Origin of the sequence: Micromonospora terminaliae, from assembly GCF_009671205.1 — a bacterium.
Classification (GTDB): domain Bacteria; phylum Actinomycetota; class Actinomycetes; order Mycobacteriales; family Micromonosporaceae; genus Micromonospora; species Micromonospora terminaliae.
The window spans coordinates 96,914-118,324 of the sequence record NZ_CP045309.1; the positions used below are offsets into that span (position 1 = coordinate 96,914).

The following is a 21,411-nucleotide window of genomic DNA, read 5'->3' on the forward strand; positions in this document are numbered from 1 at the left end:
CCCGTTCCCACCCCCGTACGGGACGGGTGGTCCGGCATCCGGCGGCACGCGCGTCGGCCGTTAGGCTGAGCGGTGATGGCATACCTGGATCACGCGGCGACGACCCCGATGCTCGACGAGGCACTCGAGGCGTACGTCGCCACGGCCCGCGAGGTGGGCAACGCGTCGTCGCTGCACGCGGCGGGCCGGCGCGCCCGGCGGCGGGTGGAGGAGTCCCGGGAGCGGGTGGCGGCCGTGCTCGGCGCCCGCCCGTCCGAGGTGATCTTCACGGGGGGCGGCACCGAGAGCGACAACCTCGCCGTGAAGGGCATCTTCTGGGCCCGGCGCGCCGCGCGGGCCGAGCGGGTCCGGGTGGTCTCCAGCGCCGTCGAGCACCACGCCGTGCTGGACGCGGTCGACTGGCTGGCCGGGCACGAGGGCGCCGAGGTCGGGTGGCTGCCGGTCGACGCCGCCGGCCGGCTCGACCCGGAGCGCCTCCGCGCCGACCTGGCCGCGCACGGCGACCGGGTGGCCCTGGTCACCGCCATGTGGGCCAACAACGAGGTCGGCACCGTGCAGCCGGTGGCCGAGCTGGCCGCCGTTGCCGCCGAGCACGGGGTGCCGTTCCACACCGACGCGATCCAGGCGGTCGGCCAGGTGCCGGTCGACTTCGCCGCCAGCGGCGCCGCCGCGCTCACCGTCACCGGTCACAAGCTCGGCGGCCCGACCGGGGTCGGCGCGCTGCTGCTGGCCCGCGACGTGGCCGCCACGCCGGTGCTCCACGGCGGCGGCCAGGAGCGCGATGTCCGCTCCGGCACCCTCGACACCGCCGGCATCGTCGCCTTCGCGGTCGCCGTCGAGGCCGCGGTGAAGGGCCAGCAGGAGTACGCGGCCCGGGTCGCCGCGCTCCGCGACGAGCTGGTCGAACGGGTCCGGCAGGCGGTCCCCGAGGTGATCTTCAACGGCGACCCGGCCGACCGGCTCCCCGGCAACGCGCACTTCTCGTTCCCGGGCTGCGAGGGGGACGCGCTGCTGCTGCTCCTCGACGCCCAGGGCATCGCCTGCTCGACCGGCTCGGCCTGCTCGGCCGGGGTGGCGCAGCCCTCGCACGTCCTGCTGGCGATGGGCGCCGACGACGACCGGGCCCGCTCGTCGCTGCGCTTCACCCTCGGCCACACCAGCACCAGGGCCGATGTCGACGCGCTGATCGCGGCGCTGCCGGCGGCCGTGGAGCGGGCCCGCCGCGCGGCCGCCCTCCGCACGCCCCGCTGACCCGGATACCCTCGGTGATGACGAGGGGAGCGAGCTGGTGAGGGTTCTGGCGGCGATGTCGGGCGGGGTGGACTCCGCCGTGGCGGCGGCGCGCGCGGTCGAGGCCGGGCACGACGTGACCGGCGTGCACCTGGCGCTGGCCCGCAACCCGCAGACCTACCGCACCGGCGCCCGGGGCTGCTGCACGCTGGAGGACTCCCGGGACGCCCGCCGTGCCGCCGACGTGCTCGGCATCCCGTTCTACGTGTGGGACATGGCCGACCGGTTCCACGAGGACGTCGTGGACGACTTCGTGGCTGAGTACGCGGCCGGCCGTACCCCGAACCCGTGCCTGCGCTGCAACGAGAAGATCAAGTTCGCCGCGGTGCTGGACCGGGCCGTGGCCCTGGGCTTCGACGCCGTGGTCACCGGCCACCACGCCCGGCTCGGCGCGGACGGCCTGCTGCGCCGCAGCGTCGACGCGGCCAAGGACCAGTCGTACGTCCTCGCGGTGCTCACCCGCGCGCAGCTCGGCCGGTCGATCTTCCCGCTGGGCGATTCGACCAAGGCCGAGGTGCGCGCGGAGGCCGCCCGGCGCGGCCTCGCGGTGGCCGACAAGCCGGACTCGCACGACATCTGCTTCATCGCCGACGGCGACACCCGGGGCTTCCTGTCCCAGCGGCTCGGCGAGGCCCCCGGCGCGGTGGTGGACGCGCTGACCGGCGCGGTGGTGGGCAGCCACACCGGCGCCTACCAGTACACCGTCGGGCAGCGGCGCGGCCTGCACCTGGACCGGCCGGCACCGGACGGCCGCCCCCGCTACGTGCTCTCCATCACCCCGAAGACCAACACGGTCACGGTCGGCCCGGCCGAGGCCCTGGAGGTCGCCGAGGTCCGGGCCGCCCGCCCGGTCTGGACCGGCGGCGCGCGCCCCGACGGGCCGATCGAGTGCGAGGTGCAGCTCCGGGCGCACGGCGACGTGGTGCCGGCCACCGTGTCGCTGCACGCCGACGAGCTGCACGCCGACCTGCGCCGCCCGGTCCGCGGGGTGGCCGCCGGGCAGGCGATCGTCGCGTACCGCCCGGACCCGGCCGGCGACGTCGTGCTCGGCTCGGCCACGATCACCGCCTGAGCCCTCGGGGCGCGCGGGGGGTGGATAGGCTGCGGCGGTGAGTGAGACGACCTGGCCGTGGGGCGTGGGAACGGCGACCGGGATCGGGTCGCTGCCCGGCACCGACGTCGCCGAGGCGCAGCGCATCGTGCTCGGTGAGCTGCCCGACCTGCCGCACCTGCCGGAGCTGCCCGACCGCGGCCCCGGCGCCGACCTGATCGGCCGCACCGGCGGTCTCCTCGTCGAACTGCCGGTCGAGCTGCACGCGGCCCGCTGGCGGATCGCCCCCCGTCCCGGCAAGGACCTGCGCCGCGCCCGCGACCTCATGGAACGCGACCTCGACCAGCTCGCCGAGCAGGCCGAGGACTACGCCGGCCCGGTCAAGGTCCAAGCCGCCGGCCCGTTCACCCTGGCCGCCTCGCTGGAGCTGCCGATCGGCGGCCGGCTGCTGCGCGACCCCGGCGCGGTCCGGGACCTCGCCGGCTCGCTCGGCGAGGGGCTGCGCGGGCACGTGGCGGCGGTGGCGCGGCGGCTGCCCCACGCCACGGTGCTGCTCCAGCTCGACGAGCCGTCGCTGCCCGCCGTGCTGGCCGGCCGGGTGCCCACCGAGAGCGGCTTCGGCACCCACCGGGCCGTCGAGTCCGAGGTGGCCCGCACGCTGCTGCACGGCGTGATCGAGGCGGCCGGCGTGCCCACCGTGGTCCACTGCTGCGCCCCGGGCGTGCCGCTGGAGCTGATCCGCACCGCCGGGGCCGTCGGCGTCGCCCTCGACCTGGGGCTGGTCACCGACCTGGACCCGCTGGGTGAGGCGATCGACGCCGGGCTCGGGTTGCTGGCCGGCGCCGCTCCCGCGCTGCCGCCGCCCGCCGGCCGCGCGCCGACCTCGGCCCAGGTCGCCGACCGGGTACGCCGGATCTGGGACCAGCTCGGCTTCCCCCGCCGCCGGCTCGCCGAGCAGGTCGTGGTCACCCCCGCCTGCGGCCTGGCCGGTGCCGATCCGGCGTACGTGCGGGCGGTCCTCGCCGCCTGCCGGGACGCCGGCCGCCGGCTCGCCGAGCAGTGAGGTTTCCTGTCGTACGCCGGGGGCAGGATGACCGGCATGATTGGACAGCTGCGTTCCGTGGTGATCGACTGCCCTGATCCGCGCGCGCTGGCCGGCTTCTACGCGGAGCTGCTCGGCCTCCCGCTGATCGAGGACAACTCCGACGGCGACGACTGGGTGGTGCTCGGCAACCGGCCGGGCCAGCAGCCGCGCCTCGCCTTCCAGAAGGCGCTCGACCTGCGTGCCCCCGCGTGGCCCGACCCGGAGCGGCCGCAGCAGTTCCACCTCGACGTGACGGTCGACGACATCGAGGCCGCCGAGAAGGCCGCGCTGGCCCTCGGCGCCCGCCGGCTGCCCGGCGAGGGGGAGGGCTTCCGGGTCTACGCCGACCCGGCCGGGCACCCGTTCTGCCTCTGCTGGGACTGACCGGCCGGGGCTTGCGCGGGCGGGGCATGATCACCTGCGTGATCGACTCCGCCCCGCGCCGCGCGTCCGGCTCGCTCTTCGGCCTCGCCTACGGTGACGCCCTGGGCAAGCCCACCGAGTTCCTCACCGTCGCCGAGATCGTCCGCCGCTACGGCCCGGCCGGCCCGCGGGAGCTGACCGGCGACCCGGCGCTGGTCACCGACGACACCCAGATGGCGCTCGCGGTGGCCTGGGCCCTGCACGACGCCCCGTCCCTCACGGCGGACGCGGTGGAGCCGTTGCTGCGGCGGCGGTTCCTCGACTGGGCGGTCAGCCCCGACAACAACCGCGCGCCCGGGATGACCTGTCTGCGCGCCTGCGCCGAGCTGGACCGGGGCACCCGCTGGCAGGAGGCGACGGTCGCCGGCTCGAAGGGCTGCGGCGCCAACATGCGGGTCACCCCGGTCGGGCTGCTCGATGTCGACCTCGACACCCTGGCCGGGCTGGCCCAGCTCCAGGCCGGCCTGACCCACGGCCACCCGACCGGCCTGGCGGCCAGCGAGCTGACGGCGTACGCGGTCCGGCTGCTCCGCGACGGCGCCGCGCTGCCGGAGGTGCCCGGGCTGCTCACCGACCGGGCCCGCGAGCAGCGCACGGTCTACCGGGGCGACTGGCTCGGTGACCTGTGGCAGCGCCCGGGCGAGTCGACGCCGGGGGAGTTCATGGCCCGGGGCTGGGACGACTGCCTGCGCGTGCTCGGCCGGCTCGACGCGGCGCTGGCCCGTCCCGACGACGGCGGCGACCCGTGCCGGCTCACGGGTGAGGGCTGGATCGCGGAGGAGGCGCTGGCCACCGCCCTGCTCTGCGCGTTGCGCCACCCCGACGACCCGGTGGGTGCGCTGGCCCGGGGCGCCACCACGGCCGGCGACTCGGACTCGATCGCGGCCCTGGCCGGCGCCTTCCTGGGCGCCGCACACGGCATGGCCGCCTGGCCGGCGGAGTGGTCCACCCGCATCGAGTACGCCGACCAGCTCACCGCCCTGTCCACGCCCCTGGACTGACCGGCCCGACCCCCGCCCGGTCAGGCGGTCAGGTGGGGGAGGCGGCGGATGCCGCGCCAGAGGTCGGGGTCGCAGGCGCCCGCGCGGTCCTCGAAGGCGGCGAGGGGCACCGGGATGGGCTCGCTGATGTCCAGGTAGCTGTCGTGGTCGGCGTCCGGGTCCCAGCTCCGGGTGGGGATCGGCAGGTGGTCGTCCCGGTTCGACTTGTCCTGGCTGGTGATCTTCAGGACGTCGGCGTCCCGGCCGTCGACCCGCAGCACGAGGCAGGGGCGCACCTTCGACCCGGTCCCGTCGGCGTAGGGCACGTCGGCCCACCAGATCTCCCCGGGCCGGGGCGCGCTCGCCGGCGCCCGCGCGGCATCGCGCGGCCGCGGCGGCGCGCCGGTCCGCCCGTCCTGGCGCCCCGCGCTCCGACCCGCCTCGGCGGACCGGTCCGCGGCCCGGCGTCGCCACTCGCCCCACAGCCAGCCGGCCGCGACACACGCCACGATCACCGCCGCCCAGAGCAGCCCGTCGCGCATCCGTACCCCCGCCTCTCGCCCGTGCCGGCCGACCAACGCCCGGCGATCGTCCCACGGCGCCCACCCCCAGCCCTCGGGCCGGGCCGGTCGATCATGAGGTGTGCGGGGTGGAATGTCCGCTTCGGTGCCGGCAACTTCATGATCGTCGGGGAAGGTGGCGGTCTGGCGGGGGCGGTTGTCAGGCCCGACCGATACCGTGCGGGAGTAGCACGATCACGGGAGGTCGACAGCGGTGTCCGAAGCCGGCAGGGTGTCCGAAGAAGCGATCCCTCAGGCGGTCAGCCCCGCCCAGGAGGCGGCGGCGGGCGCCGAGCCGACCCCCGAGGCGCGGGAGCGGCACGCCACGCTGAGCCAGGAGCTCACCGAGCATCAATATCGCTACTACGTGCTGGACGCGCCGATCATCTCCGACGCCGAGTTCGACAAGCAGCTGCGCGAGCTGGAGGCGCTGGAGGAGGAATACCCGGCGCTGCGCACCCCCGACTCGCCGACCCAGCGCGTCGGCGGGACCTTCTCCACCGACTTCACGCCGGTCACCCACGCCGAGCGGATGCTCTCGCTCGACAACGCCTTCGCCGACGAGGAGCTGTCCGCCTGGGCCGAGCGGGTCGAGCGGGACGCGGGCGGCCCGGTGCCCTACCTCTGCGAGCTCAAGGTCGACGGCCTGGCCATCAACCTGACCTACGAGAAGGGGCGGCTGGTCCGCGCCGCCACCCGGGGCGACGGGCGCACGGGTGAGGACGTCACCGCCAACGTCCGCAGCATCCGGGACGTGCCGGCCCGGCTGACCCCCTCCGACGACTTTCCCGACGTGCCGGACCTCCTCGAGGTGCGTGGCGAGATCTACTTCCCGGTGGCCGCCTTCGCCGACCTCAACGCCGGGCTGGTCGAGCAGGGCAAGGCCCCGTTCGCCAACCCGCGCAACGCGGCCGCCGGCAGCCTCCGCCAGAAGGACCCGCGGATCACGGCCTCCCGGCCGCTGCGCCTGGTGGTGCACGGCATCGGCGCCCGCCGGGGCTTCCAGCCCGCCGCGCAGTCCGAGTCCTACGCGGCGCTCAGGGCGTGGGGGCTGCCGACCAGCGACCGGGTGCGAGTGGTGCCCGACCTGGCCGGGGTGGCCGAATACATCGCCTACTACGCCGAGCACCGGCACGACGTCGAGCACGAGATCGACGGCGTGGTGGTCAAGGTCGACCCGGTCTCCATCCAGGGGCGGCTCGGCTCGACCAGCCGCGCGCCACGCTGGGCCATCGCATTCAAGTACCCGCCGGAGGAGGTGACCACCAAGCTGCTCGACATCGACGTCAACGTCGGGCGCACCGGCCGGGTCACCCCGTTCGCCGTCCTCGAACCGGTCCGGGTGGCCGGCTCCACGGTCGCCCTGGCCACCCTGCACAACGCGCGTGAGGTCGAGCGCAAGGGCGTGCTCATCGGCGACACGGTGGTGCTGCGCAAGGCCGGCGACGTCATCCCCGAGGTGCTCGGCCCGGTGGTCGACCTGCGCCCCGCCGACGCCCGCCCGTTCGTCATGCCCACCGCCTGCCCGGCCTGCGGCACGCCGCTGGCGCCGGCCAAGGAGGGCGACATCGACATCCGGTGCCCCAACTCGCGCAGCTGCCCGGCGCAGCTGCGGGAGCGGGTCTTCCACCTGGCCGGCCGGGGCGCCTTCGACATCGAGGTGCTCGGCTACAAGGGCGCGGCCGCCCTGCTCGACGCCGGGATCATCCACGACGAGGGCGACCTGTTCGCGCTCGACGCCGAGCAGCTCTCCCGCTCGCCGTTCTTCGTCAACAAGGACGGCACGCTGGGCAGCAACGCCACCAAGCTGCTCGACAACCTGGCCGTGGCCAGGGAGCGGGAGCTGTGGCGGGTGCTGGTCGCGCTCTCCATCCGGCACGTCGGCCCGACCGCGGCGCAGGCGCTGGCCCGGCACTTCCGTTCGGTCGAGGCGATCGACGCGGCGAGCGAGGAGGAGCTGTCCTCGGTGGACGGGGTCGGCCCGACCATCGCGGCCAGCATCAAGGAGTGGTTCGCCGTCGACTGGCACCGCGAGGTGGTGCGCAAGTGGGCCGAGTCCGGCGTGCGGATGGCCGAGGAGGCCGGCGAGGAGGGCCCGCGCCCGCTCGAAGGGGTGACCGTGGTGGTCACCGGCACGCTGGCCGGGTTCAGCCGTGACCAGGCGTCCGAGGCCATCCAGAGCCGGGGCGGCAAGGTCACCGGCTCGGTCTCCAAGAAGACCGGCTTCGTGGTGGTCGGCGACAACCCGGGCTCCAAGGCCGACAAGGCGGCCGGCCTCAAGCTGCCCATCCTCGACGAGGAGGGCTTCCGGGTGCTGCTGGAGTCCGGCCCGGACGCCGCCCGCGAGGTGGCCCGCATCGAGGGCTGACCGAGGCGCTCGCCGCGCATTCCAACTTAATTACGACTACGACCGATTCGTGACTGTCGTGTCGGGGAAATCGGCACCAAGGGCGTTTCATTGGCGTACGGCGTGTGACGGCGCGCGCCAGGGGCCGACCCCGGGGAGGTGCGATGGAGACGGGCGACCCGCGAAACTCCGTCCCGCCCGGGCGGACCGGCCCGTTCTTCGGCTTCGTCGGCGTGGTCGGCGTCCTGGCCCTGCTCATCTCGGCCGGGCCGCTGGCCGCGCTCCCCGACGAGCTGCCCCACCTGCCGGCCGCCTTCTGGACCATGGCGGCGCTGGCCGTCGCCTGCGACGCCCGCCCGTTCGTGCCGCCCGGCCGGCGCCAGACCTCGGCGGTCTTCCCGTCGACCTGCTTCACCTTCGCCATCCTGCTCGGCTGGGGGCTCGGTCCGGCCGTCGCGGTGCAGGCCGTGGCGGTCGCCGTCTCCGGCTGGCGGCTCGGCTACGCGGGCTGGCGCACCGCCTTCAACGGTGCCCAGTACGCGTGCGCGCTGGCCGCCGCGTACGCGGTCACCCGGCTCGGCCCCGGCGAGCTGTTCGGCGACGGCCGGCTGCACTGGACCGACGTGGCGGCGGTGGGCGGGGCCACCGCGGCCTGGTTCGTCGTCAACTACGGCCTGGTCAGCTGCGCGATCCGGCTGCGGTTCGGCGACCGCTGGTGGCCCAGCGTCCGGCAGGGCCTCGCCTACGAGCTGCTCTCCACCGGCTCGCTGCTGCTGCTCGCCCCGGTGCTGGTGGCCGCGGCCCGGGCCAGCGCCGCGCTGATCCCGCTGGTGCTCGTGCCGCTGTTCGCGGTCTACCGGATGGCCCGGCTCTCCGCCGAGCGGGAGCAGCTCGCCGACCTCGACCCGCTCACCGGGCTGCCCAACCGCAAGGCCCTGCTCACCGAGGTGGCCGAGCAGGTGCACCTGCACGCCGAGCGGGCCGCCCGTGGCGACGCGGACGCCCACCTGGCCCTGCTGCTGCTCGACCTCGACCGGTTCAAGCACGTCAACGACGCGCTCGGGCACGCCGTGGGGGACCGGCTGCTGGTCGAGGTGAGTGCCCGGCTCATCGAGGTGATCGGTGAGGAGGACCTGGTGGCGCGGCTCGGTGGCGACGAGTTCGCCATCGTCGTACCCCGGCTCACCGGCACCGACCAGGCCCGGGAGCGGGCCGACCGGGTGGTGGCGGCGCTCGCCGAGCCGGTGCCGCTGGACGGCCTGCCGCTGGACGTGGGCGGCTCCATCGGCATCGCCCTCTTCCCCGAGCACGGCGAGGACTTCGCCACCCTCATGCGCCACGCCGACGTGGCCATGTACGACGCGAAGCACCGCAACGACACCGTCGCCGTCTACGCGCCCGAGTCCGACCACAACTCCGCCGAGCGGCTGAGCCTCCTGGCCGACCTGCGCCGGGTGCTGGACTCCGGCCCGCCCGCGCCGACCGAGGAGCCGACCGGCGTCCGCGGCGGCGACGGCGCGGCCCTCGCGCCGGCGCCCGGCCTGCCCGCACCGGCCCCACCCGCCCACGGCGACGACGGGCCCCGCAACGGTGGCCGGCCCCGATCCGGCCAGGGGTTCTCCGGTGCCCCCGGCTCGGCTCGGGTCACGCCACGCCGCGACCTGGAGGCGCCGGCACGGTGGCGGCTGCGGCGGCGCGAGCGGGTCGAGGTGCGGCACGACGACGAGCTGATCAACCGCATCGTCACGGGCGCCGACCCGATCCGCCGCCGGGCCACCCGCACGGCCCCGGCGGACACCCCGACGTCCGGCGACGGCGACCGCCTCACCCCGGCGCCCGGGGACAGCCTCACCCCGGCGCCCGGCGACCGCCACGCCCCGGCGCCCGGGGACGGCGACCGCCTCGCCCCGGCGTTCGGTGGCCAGCCGGGCACGCTCCCCGAGGCCGGCCCGGACGTGACGCCCGACGACCGGCCCGCGCCGCCGGGCGGCCGGCCCGGCGCGCTCCCCGATAGCCGACCGGAGACGACGCCCGCCGGGGCTTCCGGGGAGGAGGCCGGTGGCCGGGCCGGAATGCGGTCCGCCGACGGCCCGGAGCGCGGCGGTCCGGACGTCCCGGACCGTGCTGCGGAGGGCGCCGCACCGGCGCGGACCCGGGCGGCCGAGCAGCGTGCGGGCACCGCCCTCGACGACCCGGGCGAGATCACCATGTACTACCAGCCCCAGGTCGCCATCGCGACCGGCCAGGTGGTCGGTGTCGAGGCGCTGCTGCGCTGGCGGCACCCGCGCCGGGGCATGGTCGACCCCGGGGAGCTGATCCAGGTCGCCGAGCAGAGCGCCGTGATGCGGCTGCTCACCCGCCGGGTGGTGGACGACGTGGTGGAGCAGCTCGCCAAGTGGTCCGCGGCCGGCGTCACGCTGCGCGCCGCGCTCAACGTCAGCGTCCGGGACCTGCACACCGGCGAGATCGCCGAGCAGATCGCCGACCGGCTGGCCCGGTACGGCGTCCCGCCGGACCGGCTCCAGGTGGAGATCACCGAGGGCGCGCTGATGGCCGACCCGCGGCGGGTGCTGGCCAGCATCACCCAGCTGCACCGGATCGGCGTCGGCATCGCGCTGGACGACTTCGGCACCGGCTACTCGTCGTTGCAGCACCTGCGCCGGCTGCCGCTGTCCGAGGTGAAGGTGGACCGGTCGTTCGTGCTCGGGATGGCCGACGACCCGGACGACGCGGCGATCGTCCGTTCGATGATCGAGCTGGCCGCGGCGCTCGGCCTCCGGGTGGTGGCCGAGGGCGTCGAGGACGAGCGCACCTGGCGGCTGCTGCACGCGGCCGGCTGCGACGTGGCGCAGGGCTGGTTCTACGCCCGGCCCATGCCGGCCGAGGAGCTGGTCACCTGGCTGTCCCGCTACCGCCCGGTGCACCCGGCCGTCGCGGCGGACGGCGAGCGGCCGCGCCGCCCGTCCCGCTGACCGGCGCTCCGGGGCCGGGCACCGGGAGTCGGAGGCGTCGACCCGACCGGAGGGCAATAGACTCGCTCCGGTCACCGCGTGTCATCGTCCCCGGCGAGCGCGCGGCCGGCACACCGCAGACGCAGCAGGACAGCCACGAAGGGGGCACCCGATGGCCGCCATCTCCCGCGAGGAGGTCGCGCATCTCGCGCGACTGTCGCGGCTCGCCGTCACCGAGGAGGAGTTGGACACCTTCGCCGGCCAGCTGGACGTGATCCTCCAGTCGGTCGCCCAGGTGGGCCAGGTCGCCGCGGCGGACATCCCGCCGACGTCCCACTCGGTGCCGCTGACCAACGTCCTCCGCGAGGACGTGGTGACGCCGTGCCTGACCCCGCAGGAGGCGCTGTCGGGTGCGCCCGACGCCGAGGAGCAGCGGTTCCGCGTCCCGCGGATCCTGGACGAGGATGTGGCTTCATGACTGACCTGACCCGGCTCACCGCCGCCGAGATCGCCGGCCTGGTGGCGACGGGCGAGACCTCCGCCGTGGAGGTCACGCAGGCCCACCTGGACCGGATCACCGCCGTCGACGAGCAGGTCCACGCCTTCCTGCACGTCGACACCGAGGGCGCGCTGGCCGCGGCCCGCAGCGTCGACGAGCGCCGGGCCGCCGGCGAGGAGCTGGGCCCCCTGGCGGGCGTGCCGGTCGCCGTGAAGGACGTGCTCACCACGAAGGGCGTGCCGACCACCGTCGGCTCGAAGATCCTGGAGGGCTGGCGCCCGCCGTACGACGCGACGATCGTCGAGCGGCTGCGCGCCGCCGGCACGGTGATGCTCGGCAAGACCAACATGGACGAGTTCGCCATGGGCTCCTCCACCGAGTACTCGGCGTACGGGCCGACCCGCAACCCGTGGGACCTGGAGCGGATCCCGGGTGGCTCGGGCGGTGGCAGCGCCGCCGCGCTGGCCGCGTACGAGGCGCCGCTGTCGATCGGCTCGGACACCGGCGGCTCGATCCGCCAGCCCGGCGCGGTCACCGGCACGGTCGGCGCGAAGCCCACCTACGGCGGCACCTCGCGGTACGGCCTGGTGGCGTTCTCCTCCTCGCTGGACACCCCCGGCCCGTGCGCCCGCACCGTGCTGGACGCGGCCCTGCTGCACCAGGTGATCGGCGGCCACGACCCGCGCGACTCCACCTCCATCCCGGCCCCGGTGCCGGACGTGGTGGGCGCCGCGAAGCTCGGCGCGTCCGGCGACCTGACCGGGGTCCGCCTCGGCGTGGTCACCGAGTTCACCGGCGAGGGCGCCGAGCCGGGTGTGATGGCCGCGTTCCGCGAGTCGGTCGAGGCCCTCGCGAAGCTGGGCGCGGAGATCGTCGACGTCTCCTGCCCGCACTTCCAGTACGCGCTGCCGGCCTACTACCTGATCGCGCCGAGCGAGTGCTCCTCCAACCTGGCCCGATTCGACGGCGTCCGGTTCGGCCTGCGGGTCGGCGACGACGGCAACCGGTCCCTCGAGGAGGTCATGTCGCTGACCCGGGAGGCGGGCTTCGGCCCCGAGGTGAAGCGGCGCATCATGATCGGCACGTATGCGCTGTCCTCGGGCTACTACGACGCCTACTACGGGCAGGCGCAGAAGGTCCGCACCCTGATCACCCGGGACTTCACGGCCGCCTTCGAGGGGGTGGACGCGCTCATCTCGCCCACCACCCCGTTCGTGGCCTTCCCGATCGGTGCGCGTACCGCCGACCCCTACCAGATGTACCTGGCCGACCTGTTCACCATCCCGACCAACCTCTACGGCGGACCGGCCATCTCGGTCCCGTGCGGCCTCTCCGAGGGGCTCCCGGTCGGTTTCCAGATCATGGCGCCGACCATGGCCGACGACCGGATGTACCGGGTCGCCGCCGCGCTGGAGTCCACGGTCGGCACGTTCACCCCACCGGCACTGTGAGGCAGGAGCACCGATGACGACGACACTGCCCGCGTACGACGAGGTCGTGGCGCGCTACGAACCGGTGATCGGTCTGGAGACCCACGTCGAGCTGGGCACGAACACCAAGATGTGGTGCGGCTGCCCGACCGACTTCGGCGGCGAGCCGAACACCCGGGTCTGCCCGGTCTGCCTGGGCCTGCCCGGCTCGCTGCCGGTGGCCAACAAGGCGGCCATCGAGGCGACCATCCGGATCGGCCTCGCGCTGAACTGCTCCATCGCCGAGTGGTGCCGGTTCGCCCGGAAGAACTACTTCTACCCGGACATGCCGAAGAACTTCCAGATCAGCCAGTACGACGAGCCGCTCTGCGTCGACGGCTACCTGGACGTGGAGGTCAACGGCGAGACCGTGCGGATCGGCATCGAGCGGGTGCACCTCGAGGAGGACACCGGCAAGACGCTGCACGTCGGCGGCGCCACCGGCCGGATCCACGGCGCGACCGAGTCGCTGGTCGACTACAACCGGGCCGGCATCCCGCTCGTCGAGATCGTCACCAAGCCGATCCCCGGCACCGGCGCGCTCGCCCCCGAGGTGGCCCGGGCGTACGTCACCGAACTGCGCGACGTGATCCGCTCGCTGGGCGTCTCCGACGTCCGGATGGAGGAGGGCTCGCTGCGCTGCGACGTCAACACCTCGCTGAACCTGCCGGGCGAGGAGTGGGGCACCCGCACCGAGACCAAGAACGTCAACTCGCTGCGCTCGGTCGAGCGGGCGGTCCGCTCGGAGATGCTGCGCCAGGCGTCGGTGCTCGACGCCGGCGGCAGCATCACCCAGGAGACCCGGCACTTCCACGAGGACACCGGGGACACCACCCCCGGCCGCTCCAAGGAGACCGCCACCGACTACCGGTACTTCCCGGAGCCGGACCTGGTCCCGCTCGCGCCGGACACCGCCTGGGTGGCCGAGCTGAAGGCCGCCCTGCCGGAGCTGCCGCGGCTGCGCCGCAAGCGGATCCAGCAGGATTGGGGCCTGTCCGACCTCGACATGCAGTCGGTGGTCAACGCCGGCGCGGTCGAGCTGATCGAGCGGACCGTGGCCGCCGGCGCCACCCCGGCCGCCGCCCGCAAATGGTGGCTGGGCGAGCTGTCCCGGCGGGCCAACGAGACCGGCGTGGAGCTCTCCGACGTCGGGGCCACCCCGGAGCAGGTCGCCGAGCTGCAGGGGCTGGTCGACGCCGGCAAACTCAACGACAAGCTGGCCCGGATCGTGCTGGAGGGCGTGATCGGCGGCGAGGGCTCGCCGGCCGAGATCATGACCAACCGGGGCCTGGAGGTCGTCTCCGACACCGGGGCGCTGACCGCCGCCGTGGACGAGGCCATCGCCGCCAACCCGGACGTCGCCGACAAGGTCCGCAGCGGCAAGGTCGCGGCGGCCGGTGCGCTGGTCGGCGCGGTCATGAAGACCACCCGCGGCCAGGCCGACGCCAAGACCGTCCGCGAGCTGATCCTGGAGCGCCTCGGCGTCCAGGGCTGAGCCCGCAGGGAAGGGCCCCTTCGCCACGAAGGGGCCCTTCCTGTCCGTCAACCCCTCGGTGGGCGTCAACGGCGACGCCCGGATGGAGTCACCGTGAACCAGCACGACCTCGACGTCCTCGACGAGATCCAGCGGCGGGTGCTCTGGCTCGCCACGCGCATCGTGGACGCGGCCAACCATGACCGGGACACCGGCGACGGGGTGAAGGTCGGCGGCCACCAGGCGTCCAGCGCCTCGCTGGTCACGGCGATGACCGCGCTCTGGTTCGCCCACCTGGACGCCGAGGACCGGGTGGCGGTCAAGCCGCACGCCTCGCCGGTCTTCCACGCCGTCCAGTACCTGCTGGGCAACCTGGACCGGTCCTACCTGCCGAAGCTGCGGGCGCGTGGCGGGCTCCAGTCGTACCCGTCGCGGACCAAGGACCCGGACGGGGTGGACTTCTCCACCGGCTCCGTGGGCCTGGGCGCGGCCGCGCCGCTGTTCGCGGCGGTCACCCGCCGCTACGTCGACGCGCACTTCGGCGAGCGGCCGCACGCCCGGTTCATCGCCATCATCGGCGACGCCGAACTGGACGAGGGCAACATCTGGGAGGCCGTCGCCGACCCGGCCACCACCGGGCTCGGCAACGTGATGTGGCTGGTCGACTTCAACCGCCAGTCGCTGGACCGGGTCGTGCCCGGGGTGCGGATCAACCAGTGGCGGGGCCAGTTCGAGGCCGCCGGCTGGCACGTGGTCGAGGTCAAGTACGGGCGCCGGCTCGCCGAGGCGTACGAGCGGCCGGGCGGCGCGGCGCTGCGCGACTGGATCGACCTGATGCCGAACGAGCAGTACCAGTCGCTGTTCGGGCTGGCCGGGCCGGCCCTGCGCAAGCAGTTCCTGGACGGCGCCCCGGCCGAGGTGGCCGCCTTCGTGGCCGACATCCCCGACGACGAGCTGGGCCCGCTCGTCACCGACCTGGGCGGGCACGACCTTGCGGCGATGCTCGACGCCTACGCCCAGTGCGACGCGGTCACCGACCGGCCCAGCGTGGTCTTCGCCTACACGGTCAAGGGCTGGGGCCTGCCGATCGCCGGCAACCCGCGCAACCACTCGGCGCTGCTCACCACCGAGCAGGTCGACACCCTGCGCGCCGCGCACGGCCTGACCCGCGACACCGAGTGGGACCGCCTCGACCCGGCGTCCCCGGCCGGCATCCGGGCCGGCGAGCGCCGGGAGGCGCTGTCCCGCGCGCCGCGCGAGCGGTCGCTGGGGGTCACCGTCCCGGAGACCACCAAGGTACGCGTGAACAAGCCCGTCTCCACCCAGGAGGTCTTCGGCCGGGTGCTGGTCGACCTGGCCCGCGACCCGAAGGTCGCGCCCTACCTGGTCACCACCGCGCCGGACGTGGCCACCTCCACCAACCTGGCCGGCTTCATCAACAAGACCGGCGTGTTCGCCCCGACCGAGCAGCGTTCCTGGACCGAGGACCGGATGCTGCGCTGGACGGAGACCCCGGCGGGCCAGCACATCGAGCTGGGCATCTCCGAGATGAACCTGTTCCTGCTGCTCGGCCAGCTCGGCCTGTCGTGGGACCTGTCCGGGCAGCCGCTGCTGCCGGTCGGCACGGTCTACGACCCGTTCGTGCTGCGCGGCCTCGACGCCTTCCTCTACGGCACCTACTCCGGTTCCCGGTTCGTGGTGGCCGGCACGCCGTCCGGCATCACCCTCGCCCCCGAGGGCGGCGCCCACCAGTCGACCATCACGGCCTCCGTCGGCCTGGAACTGCCCGGGGTCACCTTCTGCGAACCGGCGTACGCCGGCAGCCTCGACTGGCTGCTCTGCGACGCGCTCGGCCAGATCGCCGGGGGAGCGGCGCTGGCCGCCACGGCCGCGCCGGCCGAGGACGGGGCGTACTACTTCCGCCTCAGCACCCGGCCGATCGACCAGGCCCCGTTCGAGGCGGCCCGGGCCCGGATCGGCGACGCGGTGCTGCGCCGGCAGGTGGTGGCGGGCGCGTACCGGCTCGTCGACGCGCACGAGGCGTACCCCCAGCTGGCCGACGCCCCGGTCGTGCAGCTCGCCGCCTCCGGCGCGGTGCTGCCGGAGGTCCTCGCGGCCGCCGCGGAGCTGGCGGAGGAGGGCGTCGCGGCGCACGTCGTCGACGTGACGAGCCTGGACCGGCTCTACCGGGCGTGGCAGCGCACCCTGCGCCAGGGTGTGCGGACGGCGACCGTGCCGAGCGTGCCCGGCGCGCTGCGGTCGGCCTTCGCCGACCGGGTGCCGGTGGTCACCGTGCACGACGCCGCCTCGCACGCGATGGCCTGGCTGGGCTCGGCGCTCGGCGCCCCGGCCGTGCCGCTCGGGGTGGACGAGTTCGGCCAGTCGGGCAGCGTGGGCGAGCTGTACGAGTTGCACGACCTGCTGCCCGGCAGCATCGTCAACGCCGCGCTGGCCGCGCTCTCGCTGCGCTGAGCGTCAGCCCGTGGGACTGGGCGTCGCGGTCGGGCTGCCGTTCGGGGCGGGCGAGGCGGGCCCGCCCCGGGTCGGCGTCGGGGTGACCGGCACCTGGTCGCCCTTCGTCGGGTCCTGGATGATGTGCCGTTCCAGGTTGACCTGCGACTGCCCGGTGCCGCCCACGGTGATGTCGTCGTAGGCCTGGAGCAGCTTCTGCTTGTCGAAGTAGAGCACCGTCATCGACAGCGGGGTGGGCTTCTCGCCCTCCAGGCCGCGCAGCCCGGCGCCGCCCGTGGAGCCCTCGACGAAGAGCTGGGTGGGCTGTTTGCCCGGCACCTGCGGCAGCTTCGACACCTGCCGGGCGTGGGTGTGCCCGGCGAGCACCAGCGGACAGGTGCCGGAGAGCGGGCCGGCCGAGGCCGGGTCGTGCACCAGGGCGATGTTCACCGGCTTCGGCGAGTTGTTCACGGTGACGGCAAGCTGCTCGCCGGCCCCGATCACCTGGTCGGCGACCACCTTGGTGAGCCCGCTGCCGGCCGGCGAGGTCTCCTTGTCGGGGGTGAACCGGGGATCGCCGATGCCGGCGATGGTCAGCCCGGCGACCGTGGCCGTGGAGTTGTCCAGCACGACGGCGTTGGGCTGGGCGGCCACCGCGGCGGCCGTACGCGCCGAGTCGTGGTTGCCGCGGATGTAGACGTAGGGCTTCTTGAGCAGGCCGATCGAGCCGACGAAGGAGGCCTCGGGCTCGCTGCCCCAGTCGGTGATGTCGCCGGTGTCGATCACCACGTCGATGCCGAACTGCTCCACCACGGTGCGGATGAGCTGCCAGCCGGTCGGGTTGAGGTGCATGTCGGAGACGTGCAGCACCCGCGTGGTGCCGGGCGACGGCTGGACCACCGGCAGTGAGGAGACCGTGGTGTAGAGCTTGCTGACGTTGCCGACGAGCCGTTGCAGCTGCTCCGCGTACTTCGTGTAGTCGTTGGCGATCCGCCGCGCGTCACCGACGATCGCCGGGGCGTTGACCAGCAGCCCCTCGTAACGGGGCTCCTCTATCGCCTGCGGCCGGATGGTGGCGGCGGCCAGGCCGAGGCTGCCGGCGGTGACCGCGAGCGCGAGCCCGCCGGCCCACGCGGTGCGGCGCACGTCGCGGAAGACCAGCCCGGCCAGCAGCAGGGTGGCCAGCACCGCTGAGGCGAGGGTCTTGAGTCCGAGGCGCATCGCGCCGGCCCGGACGTCCTCGACCGCCGACTGGCTGGCCCGGCTGATGCTCGCCGGGTCGTCGATCAGCGCCTCGGTGCGCCGCTGGTCGAGCGCGCCCAGCTCGACGGTCAGGTAGGCCGGCCCGTCGTGGCTGTCCAGCAGCAGCGCGCCCAGCGGCGGGATGTCGACGGTGGTGCCGCCGCTCAGTGACGGGCTGAGGTTGAGCTGCGCGCGGAACGGCCCGATGTCGGTGCTTACGTGCCCGCCCGCGTACGTGCCGGCCACCACGCCGGCGAGGGTGACCACGAGCAGGGCCAGCACCACGCCGAGCCGGCGCAGGTGGGGGCCGGGGCGCCACCGGCGGCGGGCACGCTCCTCCTCCGGGGCCGCTCCGCCCCCGGCGTCGTGCTGCTCGTTCTCCTGGCCGTCCATGCTGAGATTCTGACCTGCCCGTCGAAGGATCTTGGCAAACCTGGGGAAGCGGGGTCAGCTGCGCCCGGCGCCGCCGTCCGCGAAGACCAGCCGCAGGATCCGGTCGTCGTCGCCGGCCGGCTTGCCGCGCCCGTCCCGGTTGGAGGTGCTCACCCAGACCGACCCGTCCGGCGCCACGGCGGCGGCCCGCAGCCGGCCGTACCGGCCGGTGAGCAGCTCGCGCGGCTGGCCGAGGACGGTGCCGTTGCCGGCCAGCTCGACCAGCCAGAGCCGCTGCCCACGCAGGCAGGCGGTGATCAGCAGCCGGCCGACGGACGCCAGGCCGGAGCAGGACGCCTCGCCGGTGCGCCACTGCACGATCGGGTTGACGTAGCGCTTGTCGTCGCCGCGACCCTCGACCTGCGGCCAGCCGTAGTTGCCGCCCTTGTTGATCTGGTTGATCTCGTCCCAGGTGTTCTGGCCGAACTCCACGGCGTACAGCTTCTTGTCCGGCGTCCAGGCGAAGCCCTGCACGTTGCGGTGCCCCGTTGACCAGACCAGGGAGCCCGCCGTGGGGTTGCCGGGGGCCGGCTTGCCGTCGCGGGTGAGCCGCAGGATCTTGCCGCCGAGGCTCTTCGGGTCCTGCGCGTTAGCGGTGCGCCCGGCGTCGCCGGTGCTGGCGTAGAGGAAGCCGTCCGGGCCGAAGCCCAGCCCGCCGCCGTTGTGGTTGCCGGCCTTGGGGATGCCCGTGACGATCGGGGTCGGGGGCCGGCCCAGTTCCACCTTCGCGATCCGGTTGTCCTCGGCACTGGTGTAGTAGACGAAGACCGTGCGGTCCCGGGCGTAGGCCGGGGAGACCGCGATGCCCAGCAGCCCGCCCTCGCCGGCGGCGGCCACGTCCGGGACGGTCTGCACCACCCGGACGGTCATCCCCTCCGGCCCCGACTCCGGGCCGACCTGGAGGATCCGCCCGCTGTCCCGTTCGGTGACCAGCGCGGCGCCGTCGGGCAGGAAGGCGATGCCCCAGGGCACCGCGAGCCCCTTCGCCAGCACCGTGGCCACCACCTGCTGCCCGGCCCCGCCGGGGCTGGCCGAGGTCGACGGCGACGGGAAGTTGGGCGGCTCACCGGCCGGGTCGGGATCCGGGTCGCCGAAGGCACAGCCGGCGGTGCCCAGCAGCAGCGTCGCGCAGGACGCCGCCAGCGCCGCCCGGAGGCGGCCGGCGCGGGGGTACGGGGGACGCGGCCTCACCCGGCCCAGCCTAGCCGGGCCGGGTGGGGAACCGGGCCGGACTGAACCGGGTAGCGGCTCAACGGGCGCGCAGGGCGAGCAGGGCGACGTCGTCCTCCCGCCGGTGGGCGGCGGCGAGCAGCCGGTCGCAGAGGGTCGCGAGGGGGAGCGCGGCACCTCCGGCGAGCTGCGCCATCAGTTCGACCTCGCCCTCGTCGATCGGCCGGTCCCGGCGCTCGGTCAGCCCGTCCGTGTACAGCAGCAGCGTGTCGCCGGGCGCGAGGGTCAGCTCCTGGCGGGTGCGCCGGGGCGGGCGGGTCAGGCCGAGCAGCGTCCCCCGGTCGCCGTCCAGGGCCCGCACCGGCCCGTCGGCGGGGATCAGCAGCGGCGGCGGGTGACCCGCGTTGCACCAGGAGACCCGCAGCCCCGGCGCGCCCGGGCGGACCCGGGCCAGGACGGCGGTGGCGACGGTCGGCACGGGCAGGCCCCGGATGGCCCGGTCCAGATGGGTCATGATCTCGTCGACCGGGTCGCCCCGCCCGTACGCGTCGCCCCGGACCAGGTTGCGCAGCTGGCCCATGGTCGCCGCGGCCTCGATGTCGTGCCCCGCGACATCGCCGATGGCGGCCACCAGGTCGCCGTCGGGCTGGACGAAGGCGTCGTACCAGTCGCCGCCCACCTCCACCCGGTCCGCCGCCGGCAGGTAGCGGGCGGCCAGCTCGACGCCGGGCACCACGGGCAGGGTGGGCAGCATGCTGTGCTGCAGCACCTCGGCGACGTGCCGCTGCTCGTCGTAGAGCCGGCTGTTGCCCACGGCCTGGCCGGCCCGGCGGCCGACGTCCAGGGCGGTCCGGAGGTCGGTCTCGTCGAACCCGCGCCGGCGCGGGCCGTTGACCAGCGTGACGGCGCCGATGGCCCGGCCGCCGGTGGCGGTGATCGGCACGCTGAGGTGGGAGCCGAAGCCCAGCCGCTCGGCCAGCGGCACCAGCTCCGGATTGGTGGCGCCCCTCTCGACGTCGGCCAGGGCGGCCGCTTCGCGCCGGACCGGCCGCCCGGTGCGCAGCACGGACCGGATGATCGAGTCGGGGCCGAGGCCGGTGGCCAGCAGCGCGGCGAACCGGGCGGTGTCGGCCGCCCGCTCCGGGTCCCAGTGGAATCCCGCCACGGTACGGGGCCGGCCCGCACGGTCGACCAGGGTGATCAGACACCAGTCGGCCAGCAGCGGGACCATGGCGCGCCCGAGCCGGTCGACCGCCGTGGCCACGTCGAGCGTGCCGCCCAGCATCTCGCTCATCCCGGCCAGCATGGCGAGCCGGTCGTGCGCCTCCTCGGCGCGGCGGCGGGCCTGCTCGGCGCTCTCCACGGCGATCCGCAGCCGCAGCTCGGACGAGCAGGCAGCGGCCAGGTCGGCGAGGGTACGCAGCTGTTCGGCGGTCCAGGCCCGGGGCTTGCTGTCGATGGCGCAGAGCGAGCCGAGCACCCGGCCGTCCAGATCGGTCAGCGGCATCCCGGCGTACGCGACGACGCCGAGGTCCTCGATGGCCGGGTTCCGCCGCACCCGGGGGTAGAGCCGGGCGTCGGGCAGCACCATGGGCACCTCGACGTCGACCACGTGCTGGCAGAACGAGTGGGTCAGCGGGGTCTCCCGGCGGGCGGCCCACGGCTCGGGCAGCCCGGTCGCGCCGGGGAAGAACTGGCGGTCGGCGGTGACCAGCGAGACCAGGGCGACCGGCACGTCGAGCAGGTCGCCGACCAGCCGCGCGAACCGGTCGAACGCCTCGTCGGGTGTCGCGTCGAGCCGGGTCTCCGCGAGGGACCGCAAGCGCTCGGGGTCGGTCAGCGCCGGAATCGGCACGACCGCGCGTCCGGCGCTGTCCTCGCTCATGGCCACCCGTCTTCGGTGTGCGGGGCGCCGGCCGACGCTCCGTCCTCGGTTATACCTCGCGCGCTCCGCCGCCAATCGTCCCAGCGGTGATCGTCACGACCCC

15 protein-coding genes are annotated in these 21,411 nt (G+C 74.9%); 11 read left to right on the top strand and 4 right to left on the bottom strand.

Annotation, left to right across the window (positions count from 1 at the left end; translation table 11 throughout):
- Positions 1-75 precede the first annotated feature (75 nt).
- From GCE86_RS00485 to GCE86_RS00505, 5 genes are read left to right on the top strand one after another with little or no spacing between them, the layout of a single operon-like run.
- Positions 76-1,251: a cysteine desulfurase family protein gene (locus tag GCE86_RS00485; protein WP_154225067.1), complete on the top strand. Its 1,176-nt coding sequence runs from the start codon at positions 76-78 to the stop codon at positions 1,249-1,251.
- A gap of 37 nt (positions 1,252-1,288) precedes the next feature.
- A complete protein-coding gene (gene mnmA, locus GCE86_RS00490; RefSeq protein ID WP_208818055.1) occupies positions 1,289-2,362 on the top strand; it encodes a tRNA 2-thiouridine(34) synthase MnmA in 1,074 nt (357 codons plus the stop codon).
- Between the two features lie 37 nt (positions 2,363-2,399).
- Entirely contained in the window at positions 2,400-3,404 is a 1,005-nt protein-coding gene (locus GCE86_RS00495; protein ID WP_154225068.1) for a methionine synthase, read from the top strand.
- A gap of 36 nt (positions 3,405-3,440) precedes the next feature.
- A complete protein-coding gene (locus GCE86_RS00500; RefSeq protein ID WP_204342284.1) occupies positions 3,441-3,809 on the top strand; it encodes a VOC family protein in 369 nt (122 codons plus the stop codon).
- 26 nt (positions 3,810-3,835) lie between these two features.
- Positions 3,836-4,849: an ADP-ribosylglycohydrolase family protein gene (locus GCE86_RS00505; protein ID WP_154225070.1), complete on the top strand. Its 1,014-nt coding sequence runs from the start codon at positions 3,836-3,838 to the stop codon at positions 4,847-4,849.
- Positions 4,850-4,869: 20 nt separating this feature from the next.
- On the opposite strand, the gene GCE86_RS00510 is transcribed toward GCE86_RS00505, so the two are convergent.
- A complete protein-coding gene (locus tag GCE86_RS00510) occupies positions 4,870-5,370 on the bottom strand; it encodes a type II toxin-antitoxin system PemK/MazF family toxin (RefSeq protein WP_154225071.1) in 501 nt (166 codons plus the stop codon).
- 250 nt (positions 5,371-5,620) lie between these two features.
- On the opposite strand from GCE86_RS00510, the gene ligA reads away from it, so the two are divergent.
- The 6 genes from ligA (at position 5,621) to GCE86_RS00540 (ending at position 16,600) form a co-directional block, all read left to right on the top strand.
- Complete coding sequence (ligA, locus tag GCE86_RS00515) at positions 5,621-7,756, top strand: NAD-dependent DNA ligase LigA (protein ID WP_154225072.1); 2,136 nt, start codon at positions 5,621-5,623, stop codon at positions 7,754-7,756.
- A 143-nt stretch (positions 7,757-7,899) separates the two neighbouring features.
- The gene (locus GCE86_RS00520; RefSeq protein ID WP_154225073.1) at positions 7,900-10,707 is read left to right on the top strand and encodes a bifunctional diguanylate cyclase/phosphodiesterase; all 2,808 of its coding nucleotides are present in this window, start codon (positions 7,900-7,902) and stop codon (positions 10,705-10,707) included.
- A 151-nt stretch (positions 10,708-10,858) separates the two neighbouring features.
- On the top strand, positions 10,859-11,164 hold the full coding sequence (gatC, locus tag GCE86_RS00525) for an Asp-tRNA(Asn)/Glu-tRNA(Gln) amidotransferase subunit GatC (RefSeq protein ID WP_154225074.1): 306 nt from the start codon (positions 10,859-10,861) through the stop codon (positions 11,162-11,164).
- Positions 11,161-12,636: an Asp-tRNA(Asn)/Glu-tRNA(Gln) amidotransferase subunit GatA gene (gene gatA, locus GCE86_RS00530; RefSeq protein WP_154225075.1), complete on the top strand. Its 1,476-nt coding sequence runs from the start codon at positions 11,161-11,163 to the stop codon at positions 12,634-12,636. The genes gatC and gatA overlap by 4 nt, the downstream gene beginning before the upstream one ends.
- A 13-nt stretch (positions 12,637-12,649) precedes the next feature.
- Positions 12,650-14,149 carry an Asp-tRNA(Asn)/Glu-tRNA(Gln) amidotransferase subunit GatB gene (gene gatB, locus GCE86_RS00535; RefSeq protein WP_154225076.1) on the top strand — a complete coding sequence of 500 codons (1,500 nt, stop codon included), beginning with the start codon at positions 12,650-12,652 and terminating at the stop codon, positions 14,147-14,149.
- A 93-nt stretch (positions 14,150-14,242) separates the two neighbouring features.
- Positions 14,243-16,600: a transketolase-like TK C-terminal-containing protein gene (locus GCE86_RS00540; RefSeq protein WP_154225077.1), complete on the top strand. Its 2,358-nt coding sequence runs from the start codon at positions 14,243-14,245 to the stop codon at positions 16,598-16,600.
- A gap of 3 nt (positions 16,601-16,603) precedes the next feature.
- On the opposite strand, the gene GCE86_RS00545 is transcribed toward GCE86_RS00540, so the two are convergent.
- Genes GCE86_RS00545 through GCE86_RS00555 form a run of 3 tightly spaced genes read right to left on the bottom strand, consistent with a single transcriptional unit; the run spans position 16,604 to position 21,308 of the window.
- Entirely contained in the window at positions 16,604-18,214 is a 1,611-nt protein-coding gene (locus GCE86_RS00545) for a metallophosphoesterase (RefSeq protein ID WP_154225078.1), read from the bottom strand.
- Between the two features lie 54 nt (positions 18,215-18,268).
- Entirely contained in the window at positions 18,269-19,444 is a 1,176-nt protein-coding gene (locus tag GCE86_RS00550; protein WP_154225079.1) for a PQQ-dependent sugar dehydrogenase, read from the bottom strand.
- A 58-nt stretch (positions 19,445-19,502) separates the two neighbouring features.
- Positions 19,503-21,308, bottom strand: coding sequence for a SpoIIE family protein phosphatase (locus tag GCE86_RS00555; RefSeq protein ID WP_154225080.1), 1,806 nt, complete (start codon positions 21,306-21,308; stop codon positions 19,503-19,505).
- Positions 21,309-21,411 lie beyond the last annotated feature (103 nt).